18 protein-coding genes are annotated in these 21,493 nt (G+C 48.6%); 2 read left to right on the plus strand and 16 right to left on the minus strand.

Annotated features, from left to right (window positions below):
- Positions 1 to 7: 7 nt before the first annotated feature.
- From FHG12_RS04095 to FHG12_RS04105, 3 genes are read right to left on the minus strand one after another with little or no spacing between them, the layout of a single operon-like run.
- Positions 8 to 796, minus strand: coding sequence for a formyl transferase (locus FHG12_RS04095; RefSeq protein WP_139514515.1), 789 nt, complete (start codon positions 794 to 796; stop codon positions 8 to 10).
- A complete protein-coding gene (locus FHG12_RS04100; protein ID WP_139514516.1) occupies positions 793 to 1,809 on the minus strand; it encodes a polysaccharide deacetylase family protein in 1,017 nt (338 codons plus the stop codon). The genes FHG12_RS04095 and FHG12_RS04100 overlap by 4 nt, the downstream gene beginning before the upstream one ends.
- Before the next feature lie 14 nt (positions 1,810 to 1,823).
- On the minus strand, positions 1,824 to 2,897 hold the full coding sequence (locus tag FHG12_RS04105) for a glycosyltransferase family 4 protein (protein WP_139514517.1): 1,074 nt from the start codon (positions 2,895 to 2,897) through the stop codon (positions 1,824 to 1,826).
- Positions 2,898 to 3,289: 392 nt separating this feature from the next.
- Between FHG12_RS04105 and FHG12_RS04110 the strand changes: the two genes are divergently transcribed.
- Together FHG12_RS04110 and rffA are read left to right on the plus strand one after the other, a co-directional pair.
- Positions 3,290 to 4,222, plus strand: coding sequence for a glycosyltransferase family 2 protein (locus tag FHG12_RS04110; protein WP_139514518.1), 933 nt, complete (start codon positions 3,290 to 3,292; stop codon positions 4,220 to 4,222).
- A 9-nt stretch (positions 4,223 to 4,231) separates the two neighbouring features.
- Positions 4,232 to 5,365 carry a dTDP-4-amino-4,6-dideoxygalactose transaminase gene (gene rffA, locus FHG12_RS04115; protein ID WP_139514519.1) on the plus strand — a complete coding sequence of 378 codons (1,134 nt, stop codon included), beginning with the start codon at positions 4,232 to 4,234 and terminating at the stop codon, positions 5,363 to 5,365.
- Positions 5,366 to 5,414: 49 nt separating this feature from the next.
- On the opposite strand, the gene FHG12_RS04120 is transcribed toward rffA, so the two are convergent.
- The 13 genes from FHG12_RS04120 to FHG12_RS04180 form a co-directional block, all read right to left on the minus strand.
- The gene (locus FHG12_RS04120; RefSeq protein ID WP_139514520.1) at positions 5,415 to 6,716 is read right to left on the minus strand and encodes a glycosyltransferase; all 1,302 of its coding nucleotides are present in this window, start codon (positions 6,714 to 6,716) and stop codon (positions 5,415 to 5,417) included.
- On the minus strand, positions 6,686 to 8,548 hold the full coding sequence (asnB, locus tag FHG12_RS04125) for an asparagine synthase (glutamine-hydrolyzing) (RefSeq protein WP_139514521.1): 1,863 nt from the start codon (positions 8,546 to 8,548) through the stop codon (positions 6,686 to 6,688). Before asnB ends, FHG12_RS04120 begins: the two co-directional genes overlap by 31 nt.
- A 115-nt stretch (positions 8,549 to 8,663) precedes the next feature.
- The gene (locus FHG12_RS04130) at positions 8,664 to 9,569 is read right to left on the minus strand and encodes a glycosyltransferase family 2 protein (protein WP_139514522.1); all 906 of its coding nucleotides are present in this window, start codon (positions 9,567 to 9,569) and stop codon (positions 8,664 to 8,666) included.
- A gap of 90 nt (positions 9,570 to 9,659) precedes the next feature.
- Positions 9,660 to 10,589, minus strand: coding sequence for a glycosyltransferase family 8 protein (locus tag FHG12_RS04135; protein WP_139514523.1), 930 nt, complete (start codon positions 10,587 to 10,589; stop codon positions 9,660 to 9,662).
- A gap of 93 nt (positions 10,590 to 10,682) precedes the next feature.
- Positions 10,683 to 11,567, minus strand: coding sequence for a hypothetical protein (locus tag FHG12_RS04140; protein WP_139514524.1), 885 nt, complete (start codon positions 11,565 to 11,567; stop codon positions 10,683 to 10,685).
- A complete protein-coding gene (locus FHG12_RS04145) occupies positions 11,567 to 12,562 on the minus strand; it encodes a hypothetical protein (RefSeq protein ID WP_139514525.1) in 996 nt (331 codons plus the stop codon). The genes FHG12_RS04140 and FHG12_RS04145 overlap by 1 nt, the downstream gene beginning before the upstream one ends.
- Before the next feature lie 208 nt (positions 12,563 to 12,770).
- Positions 12,771 to 13,904 (minus strand): glycosyltransferase family 4 protein, encoded by a 1,134-nt coding sequence (locus FHG12_RS04150; RefSeq protein WP_139514526.1) that lies wholly within the window; start codon positions 13,902 to 13,904, stop codon positions 12,771 to 12,773.
- Between the two features lie 39 nt (positions 13,905 to 13,943).
- A complete protein-coding gene (locus FHG12_RS04155) occupies positions 13,944 to 14,855 on the minus strand; it encodes a glycosyltransferase family 2 protein (protein ID WP_139514527.1) in 912 nt (303 codons plus the stop codon).
- A gap of 45 nt (positions 14,856 to 14,900) precedes the next feature.
- A complete protein-coding gene (locus FHG12_RS04160; RefSeq protein ID WP_139514528.1) occupies positions 14,901 to 16,685 on the minus strand; it encodes an ABC transporter ATP-binding protein in 1,785 nt (594 codons plus the stop codon).
- A gap of 315 nt (positions 16,686 to 17,000) precedes the next feature.
- Positions 17,001 to 18,071 (minus strand): glycosyltransferase, encoded by a 1,071-nt coding sequence (locus FHG12_RS04165; protein ID WP_139514529.1) that lies wholly within the window; start codon positions 18,069 to 18,071, stop codon positions 17,001 to 17,003.
- A gap of 62 nt (positions 18,072 to 18,133) precedes the next feature.
- On the minus strand, positions 18,134 to 19,204 hold the full coding sequence (locus tag FHG12_RS04170; protein WP_139514530.1) for a glycosyltransferase: 1,071 nt from the start codon (positions 19,202 to 19,204) through the stop codon (positions 18,134 to 18,136).
- Positions 19,205 to 19,301: 97 nt separating this feature from the next.
- Entirely contained in the window at positions 19,302 to 20,351 is a 1,050-nt protein-coding gene (locus FHG12_RS04175; RefSeq protein ID WP_139514531.1) for a glycosyltransferase, read from the minus strand.
- A gap of 213 nt (positions 20,352 to 20,564) precedes the next feature.
- Positions 20,565 to 21,467: a glycosyltransferase gene (locus FHG12_RS04180; protein ID WP_139514532.1), complete on the minus strand. Its 903-nt coding sequence runs from the start codon at positions 21,465 to 21,467 to the stop codon at positions 20,565 to 20,567.
- Between the last annotated feature and the right edge of the window lie 26 nt (positions 21,468 to 21,493).

The following is a 21,493-nucleotide window of genomic DNA, read 5'->3' on the forward strand; positions in this document are numbered from 1 at the left end:
TTACTTATTACCTCGTGCCGGTTCGCCGCCGATTGTGCAGATACTCCTGCAACGTAGGATGCGACCACAGCCGCGATTGCCCTTCGGGAGCCGGTTTGAGCATCAGCGTGCCTTGCAGCGCGTCGCGGATGGCCTGCTTGAGCAAAGGCAGCCCAGCCGCCAGTTGCAGCAGCGGGTAGGTGACGAAATTATCTTCCGGGGTCGGATCGATTAGGGCTTGGGCGATGATGGCCCCCGTATCAATTCCGGGATCGACAAGGTGCACGCTAACGCCACAATGCGCACGATCGTTGTTGGCCAGCGCCCAATAGCCTCCGTGCACGCCACGGTAAAGCGGCGTGATACCAGCGTGGGTGTTGATAAATTTGCAAGGCACGCTGTTTAGCACCTTCTTCGAGATGATGCGGGTGCCGTTCACCACAATCACGTCGGGCTGCAATTGCTGTAATTGCTCGATGCATTCCGGTGCATTCACCGAGCTTACCCGGACCACCCGATCCTCAGGTAAAGGACGGCTATCAAGTTGCTGCTGCTGTTTGATAGCTTGCAGGCGCCGCTTCGAGCTTCCCTCTAACTGCTTCGCTATCAATAATTTAAATAAAACCTGTCCTGCCACGGTCGGCCAGCCTAGCTTTTCCAATCGTCGCTTTAGCAATTGCTTTTGACTCACTGGCGTTTCCACGATGATGCGGTGGACGCCAAACTCCCGATCGAGCGCGTGAAACAGAATATCAGTGGATTCGCCGGGGCCGGCGAGAATGACGATTCTTTTCCCGGAGAAAGCAGACTGGCTCATGCAGGCAGGGATTGTTGGAGTTGAAGACGATCGGCTATGTCGCGCATGGATAAGCTTTCCATCCCGTAGGCGGTCTGCAAGTGCTGGTAATGCTCGGCAATGCGTTGGAGCACAGCCATGTTCTCGGGCAGATTAGCTCCGAAATTGTGCGGGTGCCACCACAAATGGAAGACGAGGCCGCGGCGAGCCGCGTGCTCCATACCGCTCAGAATGCGCTTGAGGCGCAACCCTTCCAACGCCTTCATCCGCCCCGACCACGGCCGAAGAAACCGACTGGCGGGGATGTTATAAGGAAACGAACGGGCTATGTCACTCATAGCGTGACAGTTATGACCCGACAGATTTACGTAGGCATCCAGCAAACGGGCACCCCGCTTATACAGCGTCTGTTCTTCCTCGTTGCGCTCTTTGTAAATCCATGAGGCTTCGTTGCCCCGGTAGCTGGTGATGCCTAATTCTTGACAGATCGATAAATAACTGCTGTTGTGCTGGTTACGCGGAAACACCAAGCTACGCAAATCAAGCCCTTGTTCGGTGGCAATGCGCTGGGCAGCTTGCAAATCGTGCCGAAAGGCTTCGGGCGTTTGGCCGCGCTCTAGGCAATAATAGTGGCAGAACGTATGCGTCGCCATCTCCTGCCCCGGCGTGCGACGGATTTGCTCAATCAGCGAAAGGCCAAAGTGGTACGGATCGCTGGCCTCGTCTTCGCCTACGGCATCGAGCGCCAGATAGGGCGACAGCTTCGGATCGGCGTATTCGGGGCGAACGGTTGGCAAATGCGCCAGCATCTCGCGCTTGTTGGCGAAAAACAGCAACCCAACCGTGGCCCAAGTTACGCGCAGCTTGTATTCGGCAAACAAGGCCAGCATAGCCGGCACCGCCTGCCGCACCCCAAGCAAATTAGGGCCGTATTGGGCCAGCGTTTGCTGATCGCGCACACCCCAGTTAATCTCAAAGTCAAGCGAGATTACGAATTTGCCCTTCTCAGAAGCAACTACTTGATTATGAGCCATATACCTACTAGCGATTACTGGAACAAGGCCAGAAAATTCTCTTTGTTTGACACCACGGAGTAGCGCTCAACAATGGTGCGCCGCGCCATAGCGCCTTGCTTGGCCCGCAACTCCTGATCGGCGAGCAGCTTGCGCAATGCCGCTTCCCACTCGGCGTCCGTATCGCAGATGTAGCCATTGTGGCCTTCCTGCACTACTTCCGTGTTCATCCCAACTGGCGACACCAAGGCAGGCATGCCTAACGACATGTATTGCAGTGCTTTAAAAGCACATTTGCCGCGCGCCCACGGGTCATCCACCAACGGCATCAGCCCCAGATGAAAGCCCAACAGGTCCTTGATCTCGGTGGCTTTGCGCCAAGGCGTAAACGTAAGCGACCGCAACCCGGTGTGTTCGGGCGGCTGGTTGGAAATAACGCGAAACTCAAAGTCGTAGCCTTCATTTTCCAACTTCTCCAATACCGGCCAAACCAAATCGAGATGGCGCAATGTGGTATGCGTGCCAGTCCACCCAATCACGGGGCGGCTGGTTTGGTGCTGGTCGCGCACTTGGTTATGCAGGTGTTCGGTGTCGAGCGTGGTCGGGTTGATGATGGAGTTGGGATTGAATTGCAATGCGTACTCGCGCAGATACGCGTTACCGCAGCTCACCTTGTACGCCCATCGGCAGATGCTGCCGACCTTCTGCTGCCACTTCAAGCTGCTGATGAACGTTTGCTCGCCGGCTGGGTCTTTCATCCAGATGGCATCGTCGAAATCGTAAATAATTTTCTTTCCTAACACCTTGGCTATCAGCCATTCAAAGATGGGGGGACCAATAGGTGCGGCTTCTCGGTGAATGAAAACCCGATCGTAGCGGGGCACAGTAAACAACAACGCTGCCCGCCGCACAAAACCACCCAAAATTCCCAGCACTTTCGCCAGCGTATGGCCCGGCTTGTACAAAATCGCCCAAGTGCTGTCCGACAGAAACGGTGCTACGTGGTAGGTATGGCCTTTTTCCGTCAGAAAATCAAAGTACTGCTCAAAACGAAACCGCTGCGATGGCGCTTTTCCGGGCGGATACGGCACTATAAATAAAATGTGCATAAGTAGCAGTAGCGGCCCACGTGGGCATTCTCATGAAGTAGCGGGCAAAGGTACGGCAACTGCCGCAGTCTGCCGAGTTTCCAACGGCCGCGGCCAAAGGCAGCGCACGCCGCCTGACGAAACCTGCAGTTGGGTTGAGGAAGATTCGGACAGGGAATCATGGTTCTTTTTCACGAAATAAAACGCTACTCCATATCTACACAAATAACTAATTATCAACTATTTACACAGATAAATACCAATGTATTCAGCTACTTCCTAGCTTCCACAGGTTTACTTAAGCTTTTGCCCGGGAAGCATTATCCAAACGGATTTATCTTTGTCGACATTCATAGGATCAGGCATTGGCATTGCAGCTAGGGCCTGCAGTATCCGTCCTGCTAGTTTCGCCGATGGCCGTTTCCTCCAGCGCACCGCTGTTTTCCGTTGTCAGTCCCGTTTATCAGGCCGAAATGGTGTTGAATGAATTGCTGCAACGGCTGGCCGCTACCCTCTCTGCTCTCACCGATGAATACGAGATCATCCTGGTCGATGATGCCAGCACCGACGGCAGCTGGCTCCTCATTGAGCAGCACGCGGCCCTCGACCCGCGCATTCGCGGATTGAAGCTGAGTCGTAATTTTGGGCAACACCACGCCATCACGGCCGGCCTCGATGTAGCCCACGGTCAATGGATTGTGGTGATGGACTGCGACTTACAGGACCAACCTGAAGAAATAGCCCGTCTGTATCAGAAAGCACAACAAGGCTACGCCGTGGTGATGGCCAGCCGGACGGCCCGTCAAGACCCTTGGATTACGCGCACTTTTTCGCGCGGCTTCTATGCCGTCCTTTCCTACCTATCCGGCACGCCACAGGATCCTTTGGTAGCCAACTTCGGCATTTACCACCAGCGGGTTATCCAGGAAGTGGGCCGCTTGCGCGAAAGCATTCGCTACTTTCCGACGATGGTGCGCTGGGCCGGCTTCCGGCAAACTACCCTGCCCGTAGAGCACGGTGTCAATGGGCGGCCCAGCACCTACAACATCGTGCGGCAGCTACGCCTGGCTACCGATGTCCTGCTGGCTTATTCCGATAAACCGCTGCGCCTCACTGTCTGGTTAGGCCTTTTACTGGCTGGCGGCGCTTTCACCCTTGGCCTGATTATGTTGGTGAGAGCGCTGCTGGGCCAGATTGTCGTGCAGGGATACGCTAGCCTGATCATTTCAATCAGCTTTTTCTCCGGCCTCATCATCTTAGTGCTGGGCATGATTGGACTGTACGTAGGCAAAATATTCGAAGGGGTGCGAAATCGGCCGCTTTACGTGATCGAAGCAACAACGTAAGCGCCCCTGATGAAGCCAATTCCGTTTAACAAACCGTTTCTAGCGGGCCAAGAACTGCACTACATTCAGCAAGCCGTGGCCCAGGGCAAACTTTCGGGCAACGGCGAGTTTACGCAGCTTTGCCAGCGCTTTTTTCAACAACGCTACGGCATTCCCAAAGCCCTTCTGACCACGAGCGCAACCACAGCGCTGGAGATGGCGGCGTTGCTGCTTGATCTACACCCCGGCGACGAGGTCATCATGCCCTCATTCACGTTCACCTCAACGGCGAATGCCTTTGTGCTCCGCGGTGCCCGTATCGTATTCGCTGATAGCTACTTAGACAATCCGAATCTAGACATCAGTCAGCTTGCATCCCTGATTACGCCGCGCACAAAAGCCATTGTGCCGGTACATTATGCCGGCGTAGCCTGCAACATGGCGCCCCTGTTGGCCCTAGCCGAAGAACACGGCATTTGGGTAATTGAAGATGCGGCCCAAGCCATCGAAGGGTATTATCTGGAGAAACCGTTGGGCGCAATCGGCCATTTGGCCGCCTTCTCGTTCCACGAAACTAAAAACGTGATTGCCGGCGAAGGTGGCTTACTAGCGATCAATGACGAACGTTTTGCGGAGCGTGCCGAGATTCTATGGGAAAAAGGCACCAACCGCGCCGCTTTCTTCCGCGGTGAAGCCGCTCGGTATCAATGGATTGACATTGGCTCGTCGTTTCTGCCGTCCGAGCTGACGGCCGCTTACCTCTGGGCCCAGCTCGAACAAATCACAGCCATCCGGGAGCAACGCTTGCAGCAATGGAACCGATACGCGACGGCGCTTCAATCGCTAGCCGAAGCAGGCCATTGCGCGTTGCCCGCCATCCCAGTTTACGCAACGCACAACGGACACATTTTCTATCTGATTTGCCGTGATACCAACGAGCGGCAAGCGCTGATCCAACACCTCGCGGAGCACCAGATCTTGGCGGTTTTCCATTACCAAACGCTGCACAACAGCCCGTTTTACCACAACCTCCACGACGGTCGCCAATTGCCCCACGCCCGCCGCTTCGCCGAATGCCTGCTGCGCTTGCCTTTATATTTCGAACTTTCCGAAACCGATCAGCAACGCGTCATTGCTGCGGTCAATAGCTTTTACAAAGCTTAGATAATTTCATATCGTATTGACTACCAATACGATATGAAATTATCATAAATCAGGCCTTAGCCGCTTTCCGATTTAGGATGCGTGCGTACTGCTGCTCGTAAGAAGCTACCGCACGGCCCAAATCGTAGTAGGGCTGCGCGTTGCGGCGTAACGTCTCCGGATCTTTGGCCAGCAGTTGCGGTACTTGTGCCGCCGCTTTCTGGAGCCATGCCTCAGTAAGTTCGGGTATTGCAATGCCGCCGTCCGTGTCGCGGATGATGCTCTCCACGTCGCCCACGCCAGCGTTGCAAATCACTGGGATTCCCATCGCCAGAATTTCACCCAGCTTAGTTGGGGAGCTCGCTTTCTTGGAATAGCTCTGCTTGATGAAAAACAGATTGATGTCGGAAGCGGCCAGCAGCTTAGGCACTTGCTGGCGCGTGGCAGCGCGGACCAAAAAGTCTTCTTCACGCAGGCCCTCGAGCTTACGGGCGGCCGCCAATATTTCCTCCTTAGAGTCTTGCGTAATGAACAACATGCGGGCCGTCGGGAATTGCTGTTTGATTACCCAAAACTGCCGCAGCATGTCATCCAGCAGATACCATCCACCTACCGAGCCTAAATAGCTGATAACTAAATCATTATTAGGAATCCCTAGTTCTGCTTTTCCTTGAGCTCGTTGCGCCCGGTCAATGAGCGGAAAAAGATCGAAATCGGTGCTGCACGGGATTACGGTGATGGGAGCCCCTTGGTAAGCCGGCCAAGTCTGGATTTCTTGCTTGCCGTTTTCGGTCAGGCTGATAATACCGTCGGCCGCGGCGATGTAAGAGGCTTCTTTTTGTTTGTATTGCCGATACGCATACCGGAAAACCGGATTGCGCAGGTTCCAGATGCCGCCATCGACTCGCTCGTCGACCCAAAAGCCGCGCATGTCAAACAGCATCTTGATGCCAAATTTGCGCTTCAACATCAGTCCCACCGCGGCACTCACATAGCTACGGCAGTGCGTCATGTCGAGGGGGGTGCGGCGATGGATGGAAAGCGCCTTTTGCTTTAATTCTCTCAAGTCGAGAAACTTAGCCAGCCCTGGCGGCTTGCGACGGAAAAAGATATACTCCCACGTAATGCCGGCTTTCTGCACGATCGCCTCGATGGTAGCGCGGTGCTGCTCGAAGCGTTCGGGCTTCTCGGTGGAAAGCAAGGTAATACGGTACCCACGCTTTGCCAGATTGGTCAGGTACGGCAACACCTGCGACTGCCCTAGCGGGTCAGTCATGCCGTCGTAGGAAATAAACAAAACGTGCGGAGCAGCGTTGGTCGCCGCTGTGGAGTCGGATGCTATCATGCGGATGCGCGGTGCAGAGCTAGCCATTGGTGCAATACAATCAACAGCCAGATGCGGTTGTACAAATAGTCTTCGCCACGTTCAAAGCGATCAACTAACTGCTTTACTGCGCTATACTGCACAAATCCAGCACTTTCTATCGATTCAGCCGATAGATGCTCGTCGATAAGATAGTGCAGCTCGTTTTTGAGCCACGTGCCTAGCGGCACCGAAAAACCCCACTTGGGCCGCTGGAAAATGCTGCGCGGCAGGTAATCATACAAGACGTCTTTGAGCAAAGATTTGCTTTCGCCGTCGTGCATTTTCAATTCGGGCGCCACGTTAAGCGCAAATTGCACGACGCGGTAATCCAGGAGCGGTACCCGCGTTTCGAGAGAATGCTCCATGGTAGCCCGGTCTACTTTTACCAAGAGGTCATCCTGCAAGTAGTATTGCATGTCGAACAGGGCCTGCTTTTCGGCTGCTGTGGGTGTGCGGCCGGCGGGCCATTGCCATTGCTCGCGCAACGCTGCTTTGCTCTGCCACTTGGGCTGCAACAGCTTGTCCAGTTCCGTTTCGGTGAACAAGTATTGTTCCTGCGAGAAGATGTGGCTCCGCTCACGTTTGGCATCCGGAAACGCTACCAATTGTGCAACCCGCTTGTAGCGATTGCCCATCTGACCCAATACGGCCGCCGCAGGCTGTCGTAACCCCCGCAATGGCTGGCGGGCCAGCCGGTTCGCCCAGGTGTACATGCCGTAGCCATGAAACAATTCGTCGCCGCCATCACCCGACAGCGTCATGGTCACGTGCTGGCGAGCCAGCTTCGATACCATCAGCGTAGGCACGGCTGAAGAGTCGGCGAAAGGCTCATCGTAAATTCCGGCCAGCGAGCCCACCGTGTCCATGGCCTCTTTGTACGTGACCTGAAAGCTGTGGTGATTGGTGCCCAGTTTGTCTGCGACGGCCTTGGCGTAATCCGATTCGTTGTGCTTAGCCGAGTCGAAGCCGATGGAAAATGTCTTGACGGGCGTGCTCGAAACCGACTGCGCAATGGCAGTCACCAAGCTCGAATCGACGCCGCCGCTGAGGAAAGTACCAAATGGCACGTCGGCAATCATCCGATACCGGACTGAGCTAACCAGTAGTTCGTTCAACTGGGCTTTGGCCTCCTGGCGGTCGCTTATGACCTGGTCTTTGATCTGATCTTCCAGTTTCCAGTAGCGCGTTTCGGTCAGTTCACTGCCGCTTACCCGCACATAAGAGCCGGAATCCATCTTCCGGATCTGCGAATAAATGCTGTGCGGCCGCGGAATATAGCCCAGATGCAAAAAGTGCCGCACGGCCTCCGCATCGATGGTCAGCGTCTTCTTGACTTCGGGAATATGAACAATAGATTTTAATTCCGAAGCGAATGCAAATATCTGATTATCAAGGTAATAGTAAACCGGCTTGATACCCATCCGATCCCGGAAGATGTCGAGCGTTTGCGTCTGCTTATCGTAGATCGCGATGGCAAACATGCCGTTCATGAGGTGCACAAACTCCGGCCCGAATCGCACATACGCTTCCAGAATCACTTCGGTGTCGGAAGTAGTGCGCATCGGCACGCCTAGCTTTTCCGCAATCTCGTGGAAGTTGTAAACCTCACCATTGAAAATAGTAACGTAGCGCTCGTTGTGCGAGTGCATCGGCTGGTTAGCCGCCGTCGACAAGTCGAGAATGCTCAACCGACGGTGCCCTAGTCCTACCTTGCCGTCAAAGTAAAACCCATCCGCATCGGGTCCGCGATGCGCGAGGCAGGTTGTCATGCCACGCAGGGCTGCTTCGTCAAGGGGCGAAGCGGAAGTAAGATTTAGAAAGCCAGCTATGCCGCACATGGGCGATTACTATTGAAGTCCAAGGAAACGCTGAATGCCATTTACACTTTCCATTCAGCAAGAGCTATTTTCACAACTTACTGGTTATCAATAAGTTGGATAATATTAATATTCTCTACCTGACAAGTTTTTTCACTTGCCCGATTACGCCAGGGCCCACTAAGCACCGAAGCAGCAAGATCGCTGCTTTTGTTTTGGACAGCCCTGAAGCCGCCTGAAAAGCAAAGCGCAACGATTCGCTTCGTCGGCCGTCGGCATAGGCATGAATAGCACAAAGGTAACGGATGTGTCCGAGCAAGTGACTGCGTTGGCTTGCATTCAAGCGCAAGTGCTTGTCAAACCAAGCAGGCAGTTGCATCCATCTGTTAATCAACAACCTGCTGTCGTCGTGCATGGAGCGGGCATCATGGTCGTTCATGGTCAGCGTCACGGCATCCACGATGTACACGTTGTCGTGCTGCGTGTTTTCCAATAAGAACATCCAATCTTCCACCCCTGCAAAACGACGTTCTTCCTCAAACAGCTTAAGGGCGGTGTTTGCGCGCCGTACGCAAATGTTGCAGGCCAACGAGTTGCCTTGAATGAAAAAATCAAGCCCGTAATTTCCTTCTGCTAAGCCACTTACATCGCTATCTGCGAGTACGCCATTTCGGTCGAAATTATACTTACAGGCTATGAAATTGGGCTTGCCGGTTTCCTGAATTTTCTGATGCAGCGTGGCCAAATGCTGCGGTAAAAATCGGTCGTCTGAATCGAGAAACAGTACGTATTCTCCACGCGCCTTGGCAAAGCCGTAGTTGCGGGCGGCGCCACGCTCGCCGTTGGCTTTGGGCAAGTACAACAGCCGCGGATCGGTGTAGCGCTTTACCACAGCCGCCGTGTCGTCGGTGCTGCCATCGTCAACTATTAATACCTCAAAATCAGCGAATTGCTGGGCAAGGACCGAATCAAGAGTAGCCGGAATGAAACTGGCCCGGTTGTAAGTTGGAATAACGACGCTGAAATACGGAGTTGTTGACATGCAAATAGGTAAGAGGAACCAACTGCGCGCTGCAAACTCATGCGCGTTTGAAATATCTCAAGCAAAAATACACAGCTCCTGGTTCTACCTTTAAGAGACGCTGCCTTTTAGCCGTTGCCAAAGCGAAGCAGCGCTAGGGTTGTCAAAATACAATTCGCGTAGACGTATGCGCATCAACCGCGGAATTTTACTGACTGCAAAATCGGTGTAGCGGCGGGTGGATTTAAAAGGGGATTGTGCCAAATAGCGGCGGTACAGATACCGGAACCGGTTCTGACACAACATCGTCCAGGGGCGTTGCAAGGTAAAATGCAGGATGACTTTATCGGCCAGAAAAGCGTCAAATTCCTTACGCGGTAACGTTTCGGGAATGAGCGAATAAATGAGATTATAGCGGTTGTCGATGCGAAGCCAGTTGCCGATCAACACTGCATTGAGCGCATCCTGGTCGACAAACTTGATTTTTTCAGGGTACTTCAACAGAAAATCAATGGCCTTCTCCGATACATTTTGCTTTTTCCACTCGGGCACGTTCATTAACAATACGCCCGAATTGAAATATTTTCCTTCTTCCGTAATTCCTAAATCTGGATTAGTCTTTACCCAATTATCATACGCTGCAGCGACTGGATAGCTGCCCAGCTCAATCTTATCGAATTCGCGCAGGTCACCGACCACTAACGTATCCGTATCAATATAGAGCAGGCGTTCGACAGATGCAGGAACCAGCAACGGAAAAAACAGCCGATAATATACTGCTGGCGTCCATTTGCTGGTTAATACAAAGCGCGAGATATACTCCTCATCAACCTGATAAAAGTGTATTGCCGACCCGTGTCGCTGGATATATTCCTCAATACCTCGCTTCGAAGCATCCGACACTCCCGTTGCAATAGCATGAACTTCAATCCGATTCTGCGGATTATTCTGGAAAACAGAAGTGATCAGCGCGTAAAACGGTTCGAGGTAATTTTCATCGAAGGCGATGGCTAGATGAACAGATGAATCGGTGCGCACCATAGGAGAACGGGTAATACATTCAAACAGTGACCGTTACACATCACCGATTATCAACAGAAAACTACTCGCAGTTACAGTAACCAAACCAGCTTTTTAGCGGACTGCGCTCAATATTTTACGGAAACGCGATGCCCAAACCGAATTCTCCCACGCCAATCTTGCCTTATTGGGAACGAGCGGCGGGTGAGCATTATAATATGTAACCAAATCCTCAACCTGTCGGGCAGGTACCAGTTGTAGCCCCGGCCAAGTCGCCGGTTTTAGCGGGTTGAAATTACGAACGCCCTGAAAATTAGCCGTGTTCAGCCCCAACCAGAACCTCAGATACCCATCCGTATCGAAGTCGTTTTTGTGCCCCCAATTGCTGACTTTCTCGCGAATTTCATCTTCTGCCCGCGCCCACGATTGGTGCAGGATGTAAAAGGGAGCGTAAATGTTAAACCACTCACTGATGCGGCCATACTGGTAGGCTGGCTTATTGGTCGCCACTGGGTTGCCATCGAGCTTGAAGTAATCGGGTTGCTCTACCACCAAAAAACCTTCATCCAGCTGCTTGAACAGCGTGATATAAGGGCAACGAATGTTAAGGGGGCGGCTGCTTTTGAAATTGTGTAACCAGGCCGCAAAGCCGGAGAAGTTCAGAAAATATTCATCGGCATCGAGTTGTATGTGCCAGCCACCTTCCCCCATGCGCTCAGCCATCAAGCGTCGCTGCCGACTCTCGTTTTGCATAGGCGCCAAGTCGGGCAGATGAAAATCGTCTTCGTACACGGTAATCTTGCCCTCCGGGTCTAAGCTTGTCACCAATTCGCGGAAGCCTTGTTCATCGAAGGAGAAGGGCTGACCAGCCCAGCTGATACGGTCTTTGTCCAGCGCCAGACAGATTGCATCGGCTTCGGCGTATACCAACGGGATAGAGTGCGCTAAAAAATACCAGTCGTAGGCAACGCAGAACTCTACTTTAAGAGGCTGACTCATTATGAACTGGCTAAGTGGCGTTTAGCATGATACAGCACGTCCTTGATGAATTGCGGATTGAACGGCGACTTGCTCAAGGCCCGGAAAGCGTGGCGATACCCCTCCGTGAAGCGGTTGTCTGTGAATGCCTGGACGGCATTGTCACGCAACATCAAAATATGATGCTCAAAAGTTTCGGGCAATTGCTGAGTAAGTTGTTTGGCCAGTTGCAACTTGTCAGCCAGAGGAACGCGTTGAAAATCTCCGCTGAAAGCCTCCGCCAGCAGCAGGTCCACAATTTGCTTTTTCACCCGATACCAGTAATGATATACATACTGGTCGCAAGGCAGTAATTCAGAGCGAGTTTTCAATACCAGCGAAAAAGCATACTGCTCACTGGCATGATTGAGCGTGGAAGGATAAGATTGCTCCGTTATCGCATAAACATCAGATATCCAAGCACTTGCCTTGGCAGGCAAACCCATCACGCCCGCGTTCCAGGATTCGCTGTGCGCCCCAAACTGCTCTTCGCCTTTGCTCGTATGTAACTTATTGTTTTCCAGATAATTGAGGTAGGCTCGAAATGTTTCGCCAGCGGGCAAAGGCATATCGCGGCACTCCCCAAATTGATATTCCAGCAGATGCATAAAGCTCCGCCCAGGGCGAAAGCTTTCCATCCAAGTAAGGGCATCACGTGTAAAGAAGGTATCGGAGTCAACGTACAAGATGTCAGCCCCTGGATGCAGGTGAAATGCTTCCTCAATCACGGCGATTTTCATCCGGTGCAGAAAATCGATGCCACCGCGCATTACTTTGATTTTCTCAGGCGTCAGTTGCACGTATTCCACGGGCAAATCACCGACCAAGGGCTTAAAGAATTCCGGCTGATCCGTAAACAGCACCGTTCTCACCCGCTCCGCTGGACCGCTATACCATGCCCAGAAACTTAAAATGGTCAGTAGCGCCCTTCTGTATTCGCTTTCCTTACCAAAGGATTGGAGGACTAATAAGTGCATGCTGTCTTGAACGGTTTTTTCTAAACCAAGGTGGACTTTGGTCTATTGTATACTCCTCTATTACCAACCATGCTCATGAAGATTGAGCTCGGTCGGCCCCAATTTTAGTTGAGGTTCACAAAGGTAAAGTGTGAGCCTCAACAATGGGTTGCTTCTTTTCGTTCGGGCCCAAACTGTGCGTTCAAGCCAAAGCCAGCGCCTTTTTTATTTAGGCAGTATATAATTCTTCTAACGCCTTGAGGTAGGTATCAAGGCTGAACTGCTGCGCCACACTTGCCTGACCATTAGCCCGACAACGCTCCCGCATGTTAGCATCTGCCAGAAAGCGCTCGATAGCTTGCGCAATGGCGGCGGAATTTTCAAACGGAACTACCAACGCGTTTTCTTCGTGCCGAATAAATTCTGACGCAACTCCAGACAGCGTAAACACGGATGGAATACCAGCCGCCAATGCTTCTACATAGGTTTGGCCAAAAGCTTCGATCTGACTGTTGATTGGCGTATGTACGTATATATCAAATAGTTTATAAAGAGAACTTAATTCTAGTTCGAAAGCAATTTCTTGATAAGACGAAGAAGGCAGGTACTGGTGCAAAAAAGCCGTGATCTCCGTTTTATAATCTCCTTGGGCATTGGCAAGCAATAATTTCGCCTTAGGATAAATAGCCAATACCTGAGCGAAAGCAGGAATGATATATTGAATTCCCTTCAAAGCTGTTTGCCGAGCAATCACCCCGATCACCGGATATTTCTCTTTGGTCGAGTACTTGATGCGCAAAGACTCAACTGTAGCTGGATTGGGATGCTTAAAGGCTGCCAGATCAAACCCATGGTGGATCAGATGTATTTTAGAAGCAGGCACGGACTCACGGTCAGTTAAGACCTCACGCACAACTTCGGTAATGGCTATTATATCTGTAGCCATAGCATTCATAAGGCGATCATAGTATACCCCGCGTGGGTAGTAATCATAGTTCATAGTAGAATGATGACGCGTCAAAATACGTTTGCTAATTCCTAATGACTTAGCAGCAAGCAGCCCTATTAGACTAGCCTCAAATAAGTGTGTATGCACAACTTGCGTTCGCCAAGTGCTGAGCTGCTGACGCACTTGCCATAAAGCACGCAACAAATCTTTCTTGCCATTGTACTCGACCCTAACGGTGGGAACGCCAAGGTTATACAGTACGTCCTCCAGTACACTAGACCCGTGGTTCAGGAGAATAAAAGAAAGATCAATGTGGCTTCTGTCGAGTTGAGCTGCAACCCACTCGAATGCCAGCGCCTTATCTATATTAGAAATAATATAGGTTACTCGTCTCCGGCGCTTATTATTTACCATTTCCTAAAGTAGATAAAAGAGAAAACCGGTAAGCACTGCTTACCGATCGATGAAATAAACACCTTGAGCAGTGCTTACAATGTCGTACAGCTTGTAGCGTGGCCCCTTGGGTAAAAATCTCAACAACCCTTTATCAATAACCTTTTGCCACCAAGGAGCGGAAAACAAAGAAAAAACTTGCGCCTTTAACCCAGAAGGCTGCAAAACAGGATTAGCACCATATTTTTTATACAACTCCGGACGTCGCTCGGCCAGAATCTTGTGCGCTTTCCGATATTCGCGGAGCCGTCTAACATAAGAAGCACAGCTAACAAAATCATCGTGCCAAGCAAAGGCTTGGCTTAATAGATATATAGGCACGCCGGCATCCGTTGCCCGCATTCCCAAGTCAAAATCTTCGATATCACGAAGAAAGCTATCGAACCCGCCCAATCGCAAGAACAGGGCTTTAGGCAGAGACAGATTCGCGGCCGTGAGAAAGAGATTATCGGCCGACATCTGCCTTATATCCGAGGACTCAGTAAGTGGACTAAACCATTTCCGACTTAAGTAAGCTTTATAATGCTGAAAGTCCGTGTTCATTCGCGCGTCCTCCTCCAACGACATGCCCATAGCGATGGTATCCATCATCTGGGAATGGTGCTGGACGTGCTCAGCCAAACAAGTTGGCTCTGGCCGCATGTCGTCGTCAAAAAACACTAGCAGTTCTCCGGTAGCCTCCTGCGCGCCCCTGTTACGGACGGCAGCACGGCCTTGGTTGGTTTGTGCAACTACTTTAAAAGCGGCAAATGACCACGAAGAATTCTGCAATAGCTCTACAGTATTATCCGTAGAACCATCAACAACCACTATAACTTCATTGGGAGCAAGAGTTTGTTTTTCCAATGCATGCAAAGCGTTCAGAACTTTTTGCGCTCCGTTATACGTCGGAATGATTACAGAAACAGTCATAAAGTGCTAAGAAGAGATAGCTAATGATTCCGGCCCCAGTAGCTTCTATGACGCTTCTGTTTTACTGATTAACTCGTCGTATTGAAATTCCGCAAATAATTCACCATTCCGCAACTCATAAATTCGATCGCAATCTTTGAGTGTAGTGATACGGTGCGCAATAATGAACATAGTTATATTGGTATTGGCTAACCCACTTATTGCTTCGGAAACCTCACGTTCGGTTTTATTATCCAAGGCACTGGTAGCCTCGTCCATGACCAATACCTGCGTTTTCTTATACAGAGCTCGGGCAATTCCAATACGCTGACGTTGTCCGCCCGACAGACGCGAGCCGCGTTCGCCAATGGTCGTTGCCAGTCCTTCAGGAAGCGTGCTAATAAAGCTCTGCAAAGATGCCTGTTCGATAGCATAGCGCAGGCGTTCGGTATCCACTTGCTCGTCACCAAGCGTAATGTTATCCTGAATTGATGCCTCCATTAAAAAAGTATCTTGCTTGACGTAACCTATTAATTTATACCAAGCCTCTAAATTTTCTTCCGTCAAGGGTTGATCATCTACTAAAATATTTCCTTGCTGCTCTATATAAAACCGCAACAGCAAGTTCATTAGAGTTGTTTTGCCCGACCCAGAAGAGCCGATCAGCCCAATTTTGTCGCCTTTATTTACCTCAAAGCTAATGTTTCGGAGCATTGGCTTGGTGGTGCCCGGAAAACTGAATGTTATATTGTTAAATTCAATACGCTGGTTGAATTGCAGAGGACGTTGCACCGGTAAAATCTGAGTAAGGTTCGATCTAAACCGAATCAACTCGTCAAATGCATAGCGATTGCCACGCATAGTCACCATGGCATTAAGCATTCTATTGATAGAGGGCATTAATCTATAGGCCGCGGCGGCAAAGAGCCCTATAATAGTCACTAGGCTGCCGGGATCATTAGAGAAGAACAAAGAATATAAAAAAATAGTAACAACCGCTAATACAGCCATTACTTCTATCACCTTAACAGGCAGCTGCGTAAACAGGAAATTTTTTGCATCTAGTTCCTGAATATTTTTTTCATATTTTAATACTTTTTGCTTGAATTCTTCCTGCTTGTTTGCCAGACGCAACTCAATAAAGCCTGTGAACGCATCCAGAATCCGAGCATATGACATCGGACGAGCCTCATTAAGCTGATTACCAATATGCGCGGATCTCTTATTTAATAATTTATAAATCAACAACATAGCTGGCACCAGCACTATTATGAGAATCATAAATAAAGCTGGCTTATATATCAATATACCTATTACAATAACCGCAACTATAATTGCCTCAGAAAAAAACACAAATAGCTGCCTGACTATGCCATTGATGAAAGATTGGGTAACAGTAAACGTCATATGGATCAGTTTTGCGGATCCAAATTGATTAAAATGCCAAAATGGCAAACGATTATGTTTCTCGAATTGGCTATCAATTACATTTAGCGCAATTCTGGCTGTAAATTTTTCTTGTTTATAGTTGATAAATGTTGTAAACAAATTTTTTACGATAAAAAATAAAAGTAATACAAGAACTAAAAAGACGAAAAAATTTCTTTCGGAAGAGAATTTTAAGTTTTCATATAACCACAACGAATATTTATTATGAAATATACTTCCTGGACGGGAAGCAGCCATAATTACAGGAACAAGGGATGCCAGCCCAAATACGTCGAGGAGGGAAGAGATGAATAGAAGAAGAAACATAGCTACAGCGCGTTTCTTCTCACCCGAAGACAAATAATAGGAAACATTTTCGATTGATTCCCAGATAATAGATTCTTTCTTCGAAGAAGTATTCATTTGTTTATATTCATCAAGAAACTAGGGCAAGTACTAGTTTCTACCAATCCTTCAGAGCGAAGCAAGTATTATACCCATTGTCAAAAGTGCAGCTACTACAGTTAGGGCCACAGGTTAATGCAAAGATAATCAAGCACTTATCAGCAACTCTATTCCTCCCAACTTTCGACAACAAAGATAACGATTATCTACTAGGGCGAAGGCGTCCTCCTGTGCTTATACAAGACACTCATAAAATCCATTAATTCATTGCGGTAAAAAGCGTACGCCTACAGCTTTGAGCAGGAGGCAGTATTCTTTTAGCTTGCAATAAACTCACGTTGGATTATCCGACATCATAAACTTAACCGGTTCTTCTCTGATGACATTTTTCATCCAGGATTGCAAAAAAATAGCATCCTTTAAGGATTCTCCCCAAAGTCGAATCACCCATTTACAATAATTGTAATCACGGTATAATCGTAATTGATAAAATTCCTGATTAGGCCTGACCCAGTAAGACAAGTGTTGCTTTAAAGTATAGTCGGATATCATACCCAGTATCCGCTTCAGAATCCTACGAAAAAGCACTGCTCTAGTGACCCTGTAGCTCTTCTTATTTGAATCAATAATTATTGAATAAAGAAAGTAGTAATGCATTATATAGCTCCATAGATTAAAATTCTTTTTTAAATTCTCCTTAGTTATCCGCTTCGCAGGCATAAAATGCTGATACTGCAGCTTGTCGGAGTAGTAGATCTTGCGCCCCAACAGCAACAGGGCAATGGCCGTTTCGTGGTCTTCGCCCGCCGCTTTGCCGGGCACTTTGCTGGTCAGGAAGGCGAAGCCCAGCCGGCGCAGTTGCACCCAGTCCGCGGTGCGGATCACCATGCCCGCCCCCCACACGTGGTAGTCGTTCGCCGGAAAATAGCCGGTTTCTGGGATCGGACTGCCTAGGACGAAAAAGACTTCAAGGCCGTGCGCCCATTCGGGCAACTCTGTTTCGAAAGCGCCGATGCTTTTGCCTTGGAGGATACCTACGTCGGGGTGACGCTCGAGCAAGCTGGCGGCTTCCATCAGATAATCTGCCTGGAGCCAGTTGTCATCGTCAACAGTGAGGATGTAGGAATACAGGGCAGCGTCGTAGCCCCGCTCCACGGCGTAACCCTTACCGGTGCGCGGCTCGGCCAGTAGCCGCAGCGGAAAGGGAGCACCTAGAGCCGTCCAAATTGTGTAGGTAAAGCTTTCAGTCTGATCAGTTGACCCGTTATTGACGACGAGCAGTTCAATGTTGTGCCCTATTGGAATCTGTAATTTCGCTAAATGCGCCAAAGTCGGTGACAACCGACTTTGGCCATTATGCGTGCAAAGCACAATTGAAAATCCCTGCGCAAAGATTTTACTCATGGTTTAAAGTATCTACACCACTTCTATTTGTACCACCTACAAGTACATTACTTGGAATAAGTTCAAATTGCCTCTACCCATTCAAATGTCTCAGAACGATGAACCAAAAGTGGCAGCATCCATTTCTTTAAAGTATTTACGTCCTGCATAGCATGCTCCGACAATTTTAAAAAAGATTTACAATAAGAATATTCCCTCAATAATCGAAGCTGATAATATTCGGCTTTAGGCCTTATCCAATACGCTGTATGCTGTTTTAATGTGTATTCCCGAAATGATTTGCGTAGTGATTGCAAAAAATACTTTCTAACTCCTACTTTGGTGAGCGCCTTTTTCTTTTTGTACGAGTCTATAACCAAGGAATAAAGATTAAGGTGATAGAGTACATATCCATAAACCTCAAAACTCTGCTGGAGCTTGGGCCAGTTAATTCGTTCGGCAGGCATAAAATGCTGATACTGCAGCTTGTCGGAGTAGTAGATCTTGCGCCCCAACAGCAACAGGGCAATGGCCGTTTCGTGGTCTTCGCCCGCCGCTTTGCCGGGCACTTTGCTGGTCAGGAAGGCGAAGCCCAGCCGGCGCAGTTGCACCCAGTCCGCGGTGCGGATCACCATGCCCGCCCCCCACACGTGGTAGTCGTTCGCCGGAAAGTAGCCGGGCTGAGCAATGGGTCCTCCAACAACAAAATAGCTCTCGAACTGACGCACGCATTCGGGCACACCTGCCTCAAACACTCCGACGCTATGCCCTTGCAAAATACCCACATCGGGGTGCTGCTTAAGCAGCTCAGCAGCAGTAACTAAGTAATCTGCTTGAAGCCAGTTGTCATCGTCAACGGTAACGATATAAGAGTATCGGGCAGCATCGTAGCCGGTTTCAACCGCGTAGCCTTTGCCAGGCCTAGCCTCCGACATTATTCGAAGTGGAAATGGCTCACCTAAATCCTTCCAAGTGCTCGTGGCAAAACGCTCTGTATCATCGGTCGAGGCATTATCAACCAAAATCAACTCTGCCTTTGCATCATTCGGTAATGCTAATGCTGCCAGATGCGCCAAAGTTGGCATCAGACGACTTCTTCCGTTGTAGGTGCAGAGTACGATTGAGAAGCCTTGTACAAAATTCTTGTCATTCATACTAGCGGAGGGTTCAGCTTTTTGCTATATGCACTTCGGAATTATATTTCTCGCTTCTTATTTCGTTATAAACCGCAATATACTTAAAAAGCATCGTTCAATTTTGTGAATCACGTTTACTCATCCAAAGCTTAATAGTGTTTAAATAATCCATAAATTCAGAGTAGCTTCCAGCCATCTTCAAATGAGACTTCCAAGTTTCAAAGTAAAATATCTTAGAAATGGCAAAAACGTCACCAATAGCTTTTTCGCCTCCAATATAGTAGTAATACAAAATAATTAATCCTTCTTTACCAAAAAGCACTTTACTTCTTTGCCAGAAATCAACAAGCCAGCTTTTATTATACACAGCTTTCTGATATAGTTTTTTGTAATAAAGAAGCTTATAGTAAGACTTTGCATGACCCTTTTTCAATTTTATCAGATAATTCCATTCTAATCTCTTGGCTTCCATATAATGTTGCAAGCAAAGCTTAGAAGAATAAAAGATCTTATAACCTAATATTGCTGCCATAAAGCATATTTCTGTGTCACCACCGGAAGTTAACTCCTCTCCTTTTCTATCCAGAAGCTGAGAACGGAATCTGGCCTTCTCCAAAAGTTGAAGTACGCTCTTCCTAATGACCATTCCGGCTCCTGTAACATATAGCCGCGACGGATGCACCTCCCCGTCTTGATCAGCTTGTGGGCCACAAGCATAATCATCTGTGAAATCCTTAAACCAAGGAGGCAAGCTACTATCTGCGACTGCCGTATTCAGACCGCCTACTATTCCAATTTGCGCATCGGAGGCCATAACCTTGTAAGCATTTTGGACATAGTCTGCATCCAACCAATTATCATCATCACAAAAGATGATAGTATCATACTTGGCCTGTTTGAGCCCAGCTTCCCGCGCGAAAGACAAGCCTGGATTGGGTTCGTCAATAATAGTGAGAGTAACCGGTGCAGAATATTTTTCCCACTCGCGTTGGGCTACTTCGGTTGTTTCGTCGCTCGAATTATTATTTACGACGATTACTTCCCATTTAACCTTGGTCGAAGCTTGTTGATTTGCTATATACCTCAAAGTTGTGGGAAGCCGTAAGGCACTGTTATAACAACAGATAATTATTGATACACCATCGGATGCATGTACACAGCTCATTCGTTTCAGGAAAAGATCAAAAAATACCCCAAATCTACGGTTTCTTATTTACAACACTCATATAGTATATAAGTCGCGAAATACTTAACCTGAAGATCAAAAATAAGTGTTCATTGGATTAATGATCTTATTACTGATCCTTGCACCTAGGTCACTGGAGACCGCATAAAAATCAATTCGCATGAGTGTCATGCTTACGAACTTAATAGGCTTTTATTTTTTGTTGACGGCAACCATTTTTTTCATGAAGCCTGTTGAGAGCAGAAAGTTAAGCTTTAGAAAGCTCTTTAAAGGCAACAATGACCTGACACTTCTACTCCAAAGAAGCTCATAAACATCTTTATATAGAGCAAAATCTTTGTTTAAAAGAGGCAATATGAAGTAAAAAGCTCCTTCTTCAGTCAAAACCTGATCAAGACTATTAAATCTTACTAAGTTTATGGGCAAATAATCAATCCATTTTTTGTGCAGCTTTATCGTTTCTATAAGCCAGCCAGTATCAAAGTTACCTTCTGAGAAATGCTCAATGAGAATCTCATAGGTTACAGCAACATCATACTTCTGATAAACACTTAAGGAAAAATCTATATCATAGCAGTGGAAGCTTTTAAAGGTTAACTGATCGAAAGGAATTTCTAGAGTTATATCTTTTTTAGTACATAGCCAGAAGCCATCTACAGCAACTACCTTGGATAGTACTTCATTATTAGGATTGAGAATGGTTCGGTCAACCTTATTGGTATCATTCAATCGCTGCAATGTGTTTATGTATAGTGATCTTTTGTTTATCCAAGGGAAGAACCAGCCCGAGGGCATAGCTGGCTTATAACCACTACCAGCTACTCCCAACAATCCTAGATGAGCATGCTTACTAAAGATATCAATTACTTTACTCCCCCAATTGTTAGTCTTAATATCTATGTCTTCATGCATAAAACAAACAATATCATATTTGGCCCTTTTGGCGCCCATATTATAAAGCTCGCATAACCCCATTCGTGCTCCGGTGTTATCTATAGCGATGATTTCATACTCCACACCAATAGTCAAATCAATGTTTTGCTTTAACTTATTTAGGTAACGCGGACGATACGTTGAAATCACTATTGATATCATGAGAGATGGTTTAAAATATGCAAAAT

The organism is Hymenobacter jejuensis (assembly GCF_006337165.1).
Taxonomy (GTDB): domain Bacteria; phylum Bacteroidota; class Bacteroidia; order Cytophagales; family Hymenobacteraceae; genus Hymenobacter; species Hymenobacter jejuensis.

What these genes read in the sequence shown, in the direction of transcription:
- FHG12_RS04105 (WP_139514517.1), bottom strand. Translation starts at nt 2,897, where the DNA reads ATGCACATTTTATTTATAGTGCCGTATCCGCCCGGAAAAGCGCCATCG.
- FHG12_RS04175 (WP_139514531.1), bottom strand. Translation starts at nt 20,351, where the DNA reads ATGAGCTGTGTACATGCATCCGATGGTGTATCAATAATTATCTGTTGT.
- FHG12_RS04155 (WP_139514527.1), bottom strand. Translation starts at nt 14,855, where the DNA reads ATGACTGTTTCTGTAATCATTCCGACGTATAACGGAGCGCAAAAAGTT.
- FHG12_RS04160 (WP_139514528.1), bottom strand. Translation starts at nt 16,685, where the DNA reads ATGAATACTTCTTCGAAGAAAGAATCTATTATCTGGGAATCAATCGAA.
- FHG12_RS04130 (WP_139514522.1), bottom strand. Translation starts at nt 9,569, where the DNA reads ATGTCAACAACTCCGTATTTCAGCGTCGTTATTCCAACTTACAACCGG.
- FHG12_RS04140 (WP_139514524.1), bottom strand. Translation starts at nt 11,567, where the DNA reads ATGAGTCAGCCTCTTAAAGTAGAGTTCTGCGTTGCCTACGACTGGTAT.
- FHG12_RS04100 (WP_139514516.1), bottom strand. Translation starts at nt 1,809, where the DNA reads ATGGCTCATAATCAAGTAGTTGCTTCTGAGAAGGGCAAATTCGTAATC.
- FHG12_RS04180 (WP_139514532.1), bottom strand. Translation starts at nt 21,467, where the DNA reads ATGATATCAATAGTGATTTCAACGTATCGTCCGCGTTACCTAAATAAG.
- FHG12_RS04150 (WP_139514526.1), bottom strand. Translation starts at nt 13,904, where the DNA reads ATGGTAAATAATAAGCGCCGGAGACGAGTAACCTATATTATTTCTAAT.
- rffA (WP_139514519.1), top strand. Translation starts at nt 4,232, where the DNA reads ATGAAGCCAATTCCGTTTAACAAACCGTTTCTAGCGGGCCAAGAACTG.
- FHG12_RS04110 (WP_139514518.1), top strand. Translation starts at nt 3,290, where the DNA reads ATGGCCGTTTCCTCCAGCGCACCGCTGTTTTCCGTTGTCAGTCCCGTT.
- FHG12_RS04170 (WP_139514530.1), bottom strand. Translation starts at nt 19,204, where the DNA reads ATGAATGACAAGAATTTTGTACAAGGCTTCTCAATCGTACTCTGCACC.
- FHG12_RS04165 (WP_139514529.1), bottom strand. Translation starts at nt 18,071, where the DNA reads ATGAGTAAAATCTTTGCGCAGGGATTTTCAATTGTGCTTTGCACGCAT.
- FHG12_RS04095 (WP_139514515.1), bottom strand. Translation starts at nt 796, where the DNA reads ATGAGCCAGTCTGCTTTCTCCGGGAAAAGAATCGTCATTCTCGCCGGC.
- asnB (WP_139514521.1), bottom strand. Translation starts at nt 8,548, where the DNA reads ATGTGCGGCATAGCTGGCTTTCTAAATCTTACTTCCGCTTCGCCCCTT.
- FHG12_RS04145 (WP_139514525.1), bottom strand. Translation starts at nt 12,562, where the DNA reads ATGCACTTATTAGTCCTCCAATCCTTTGGTAAGGAAAGCGAATACAGA.
- FHG12_RS04120 (WP_139514520.1), bottom strand. Translation starts at nt 6,716, where the DNA reads ATGGCTAGCTCTGCACCGCGCATCCGCATGATAGCATCCGACTCCACA.
- FHG12_RS04135 (WP_139514523.1), bottom strand. Translation starts at nt 10,589, where the DNA reads ATGGTGCGCACCGATTCATCTGTTCATCTAGCCATCGCCTTCGATGAA.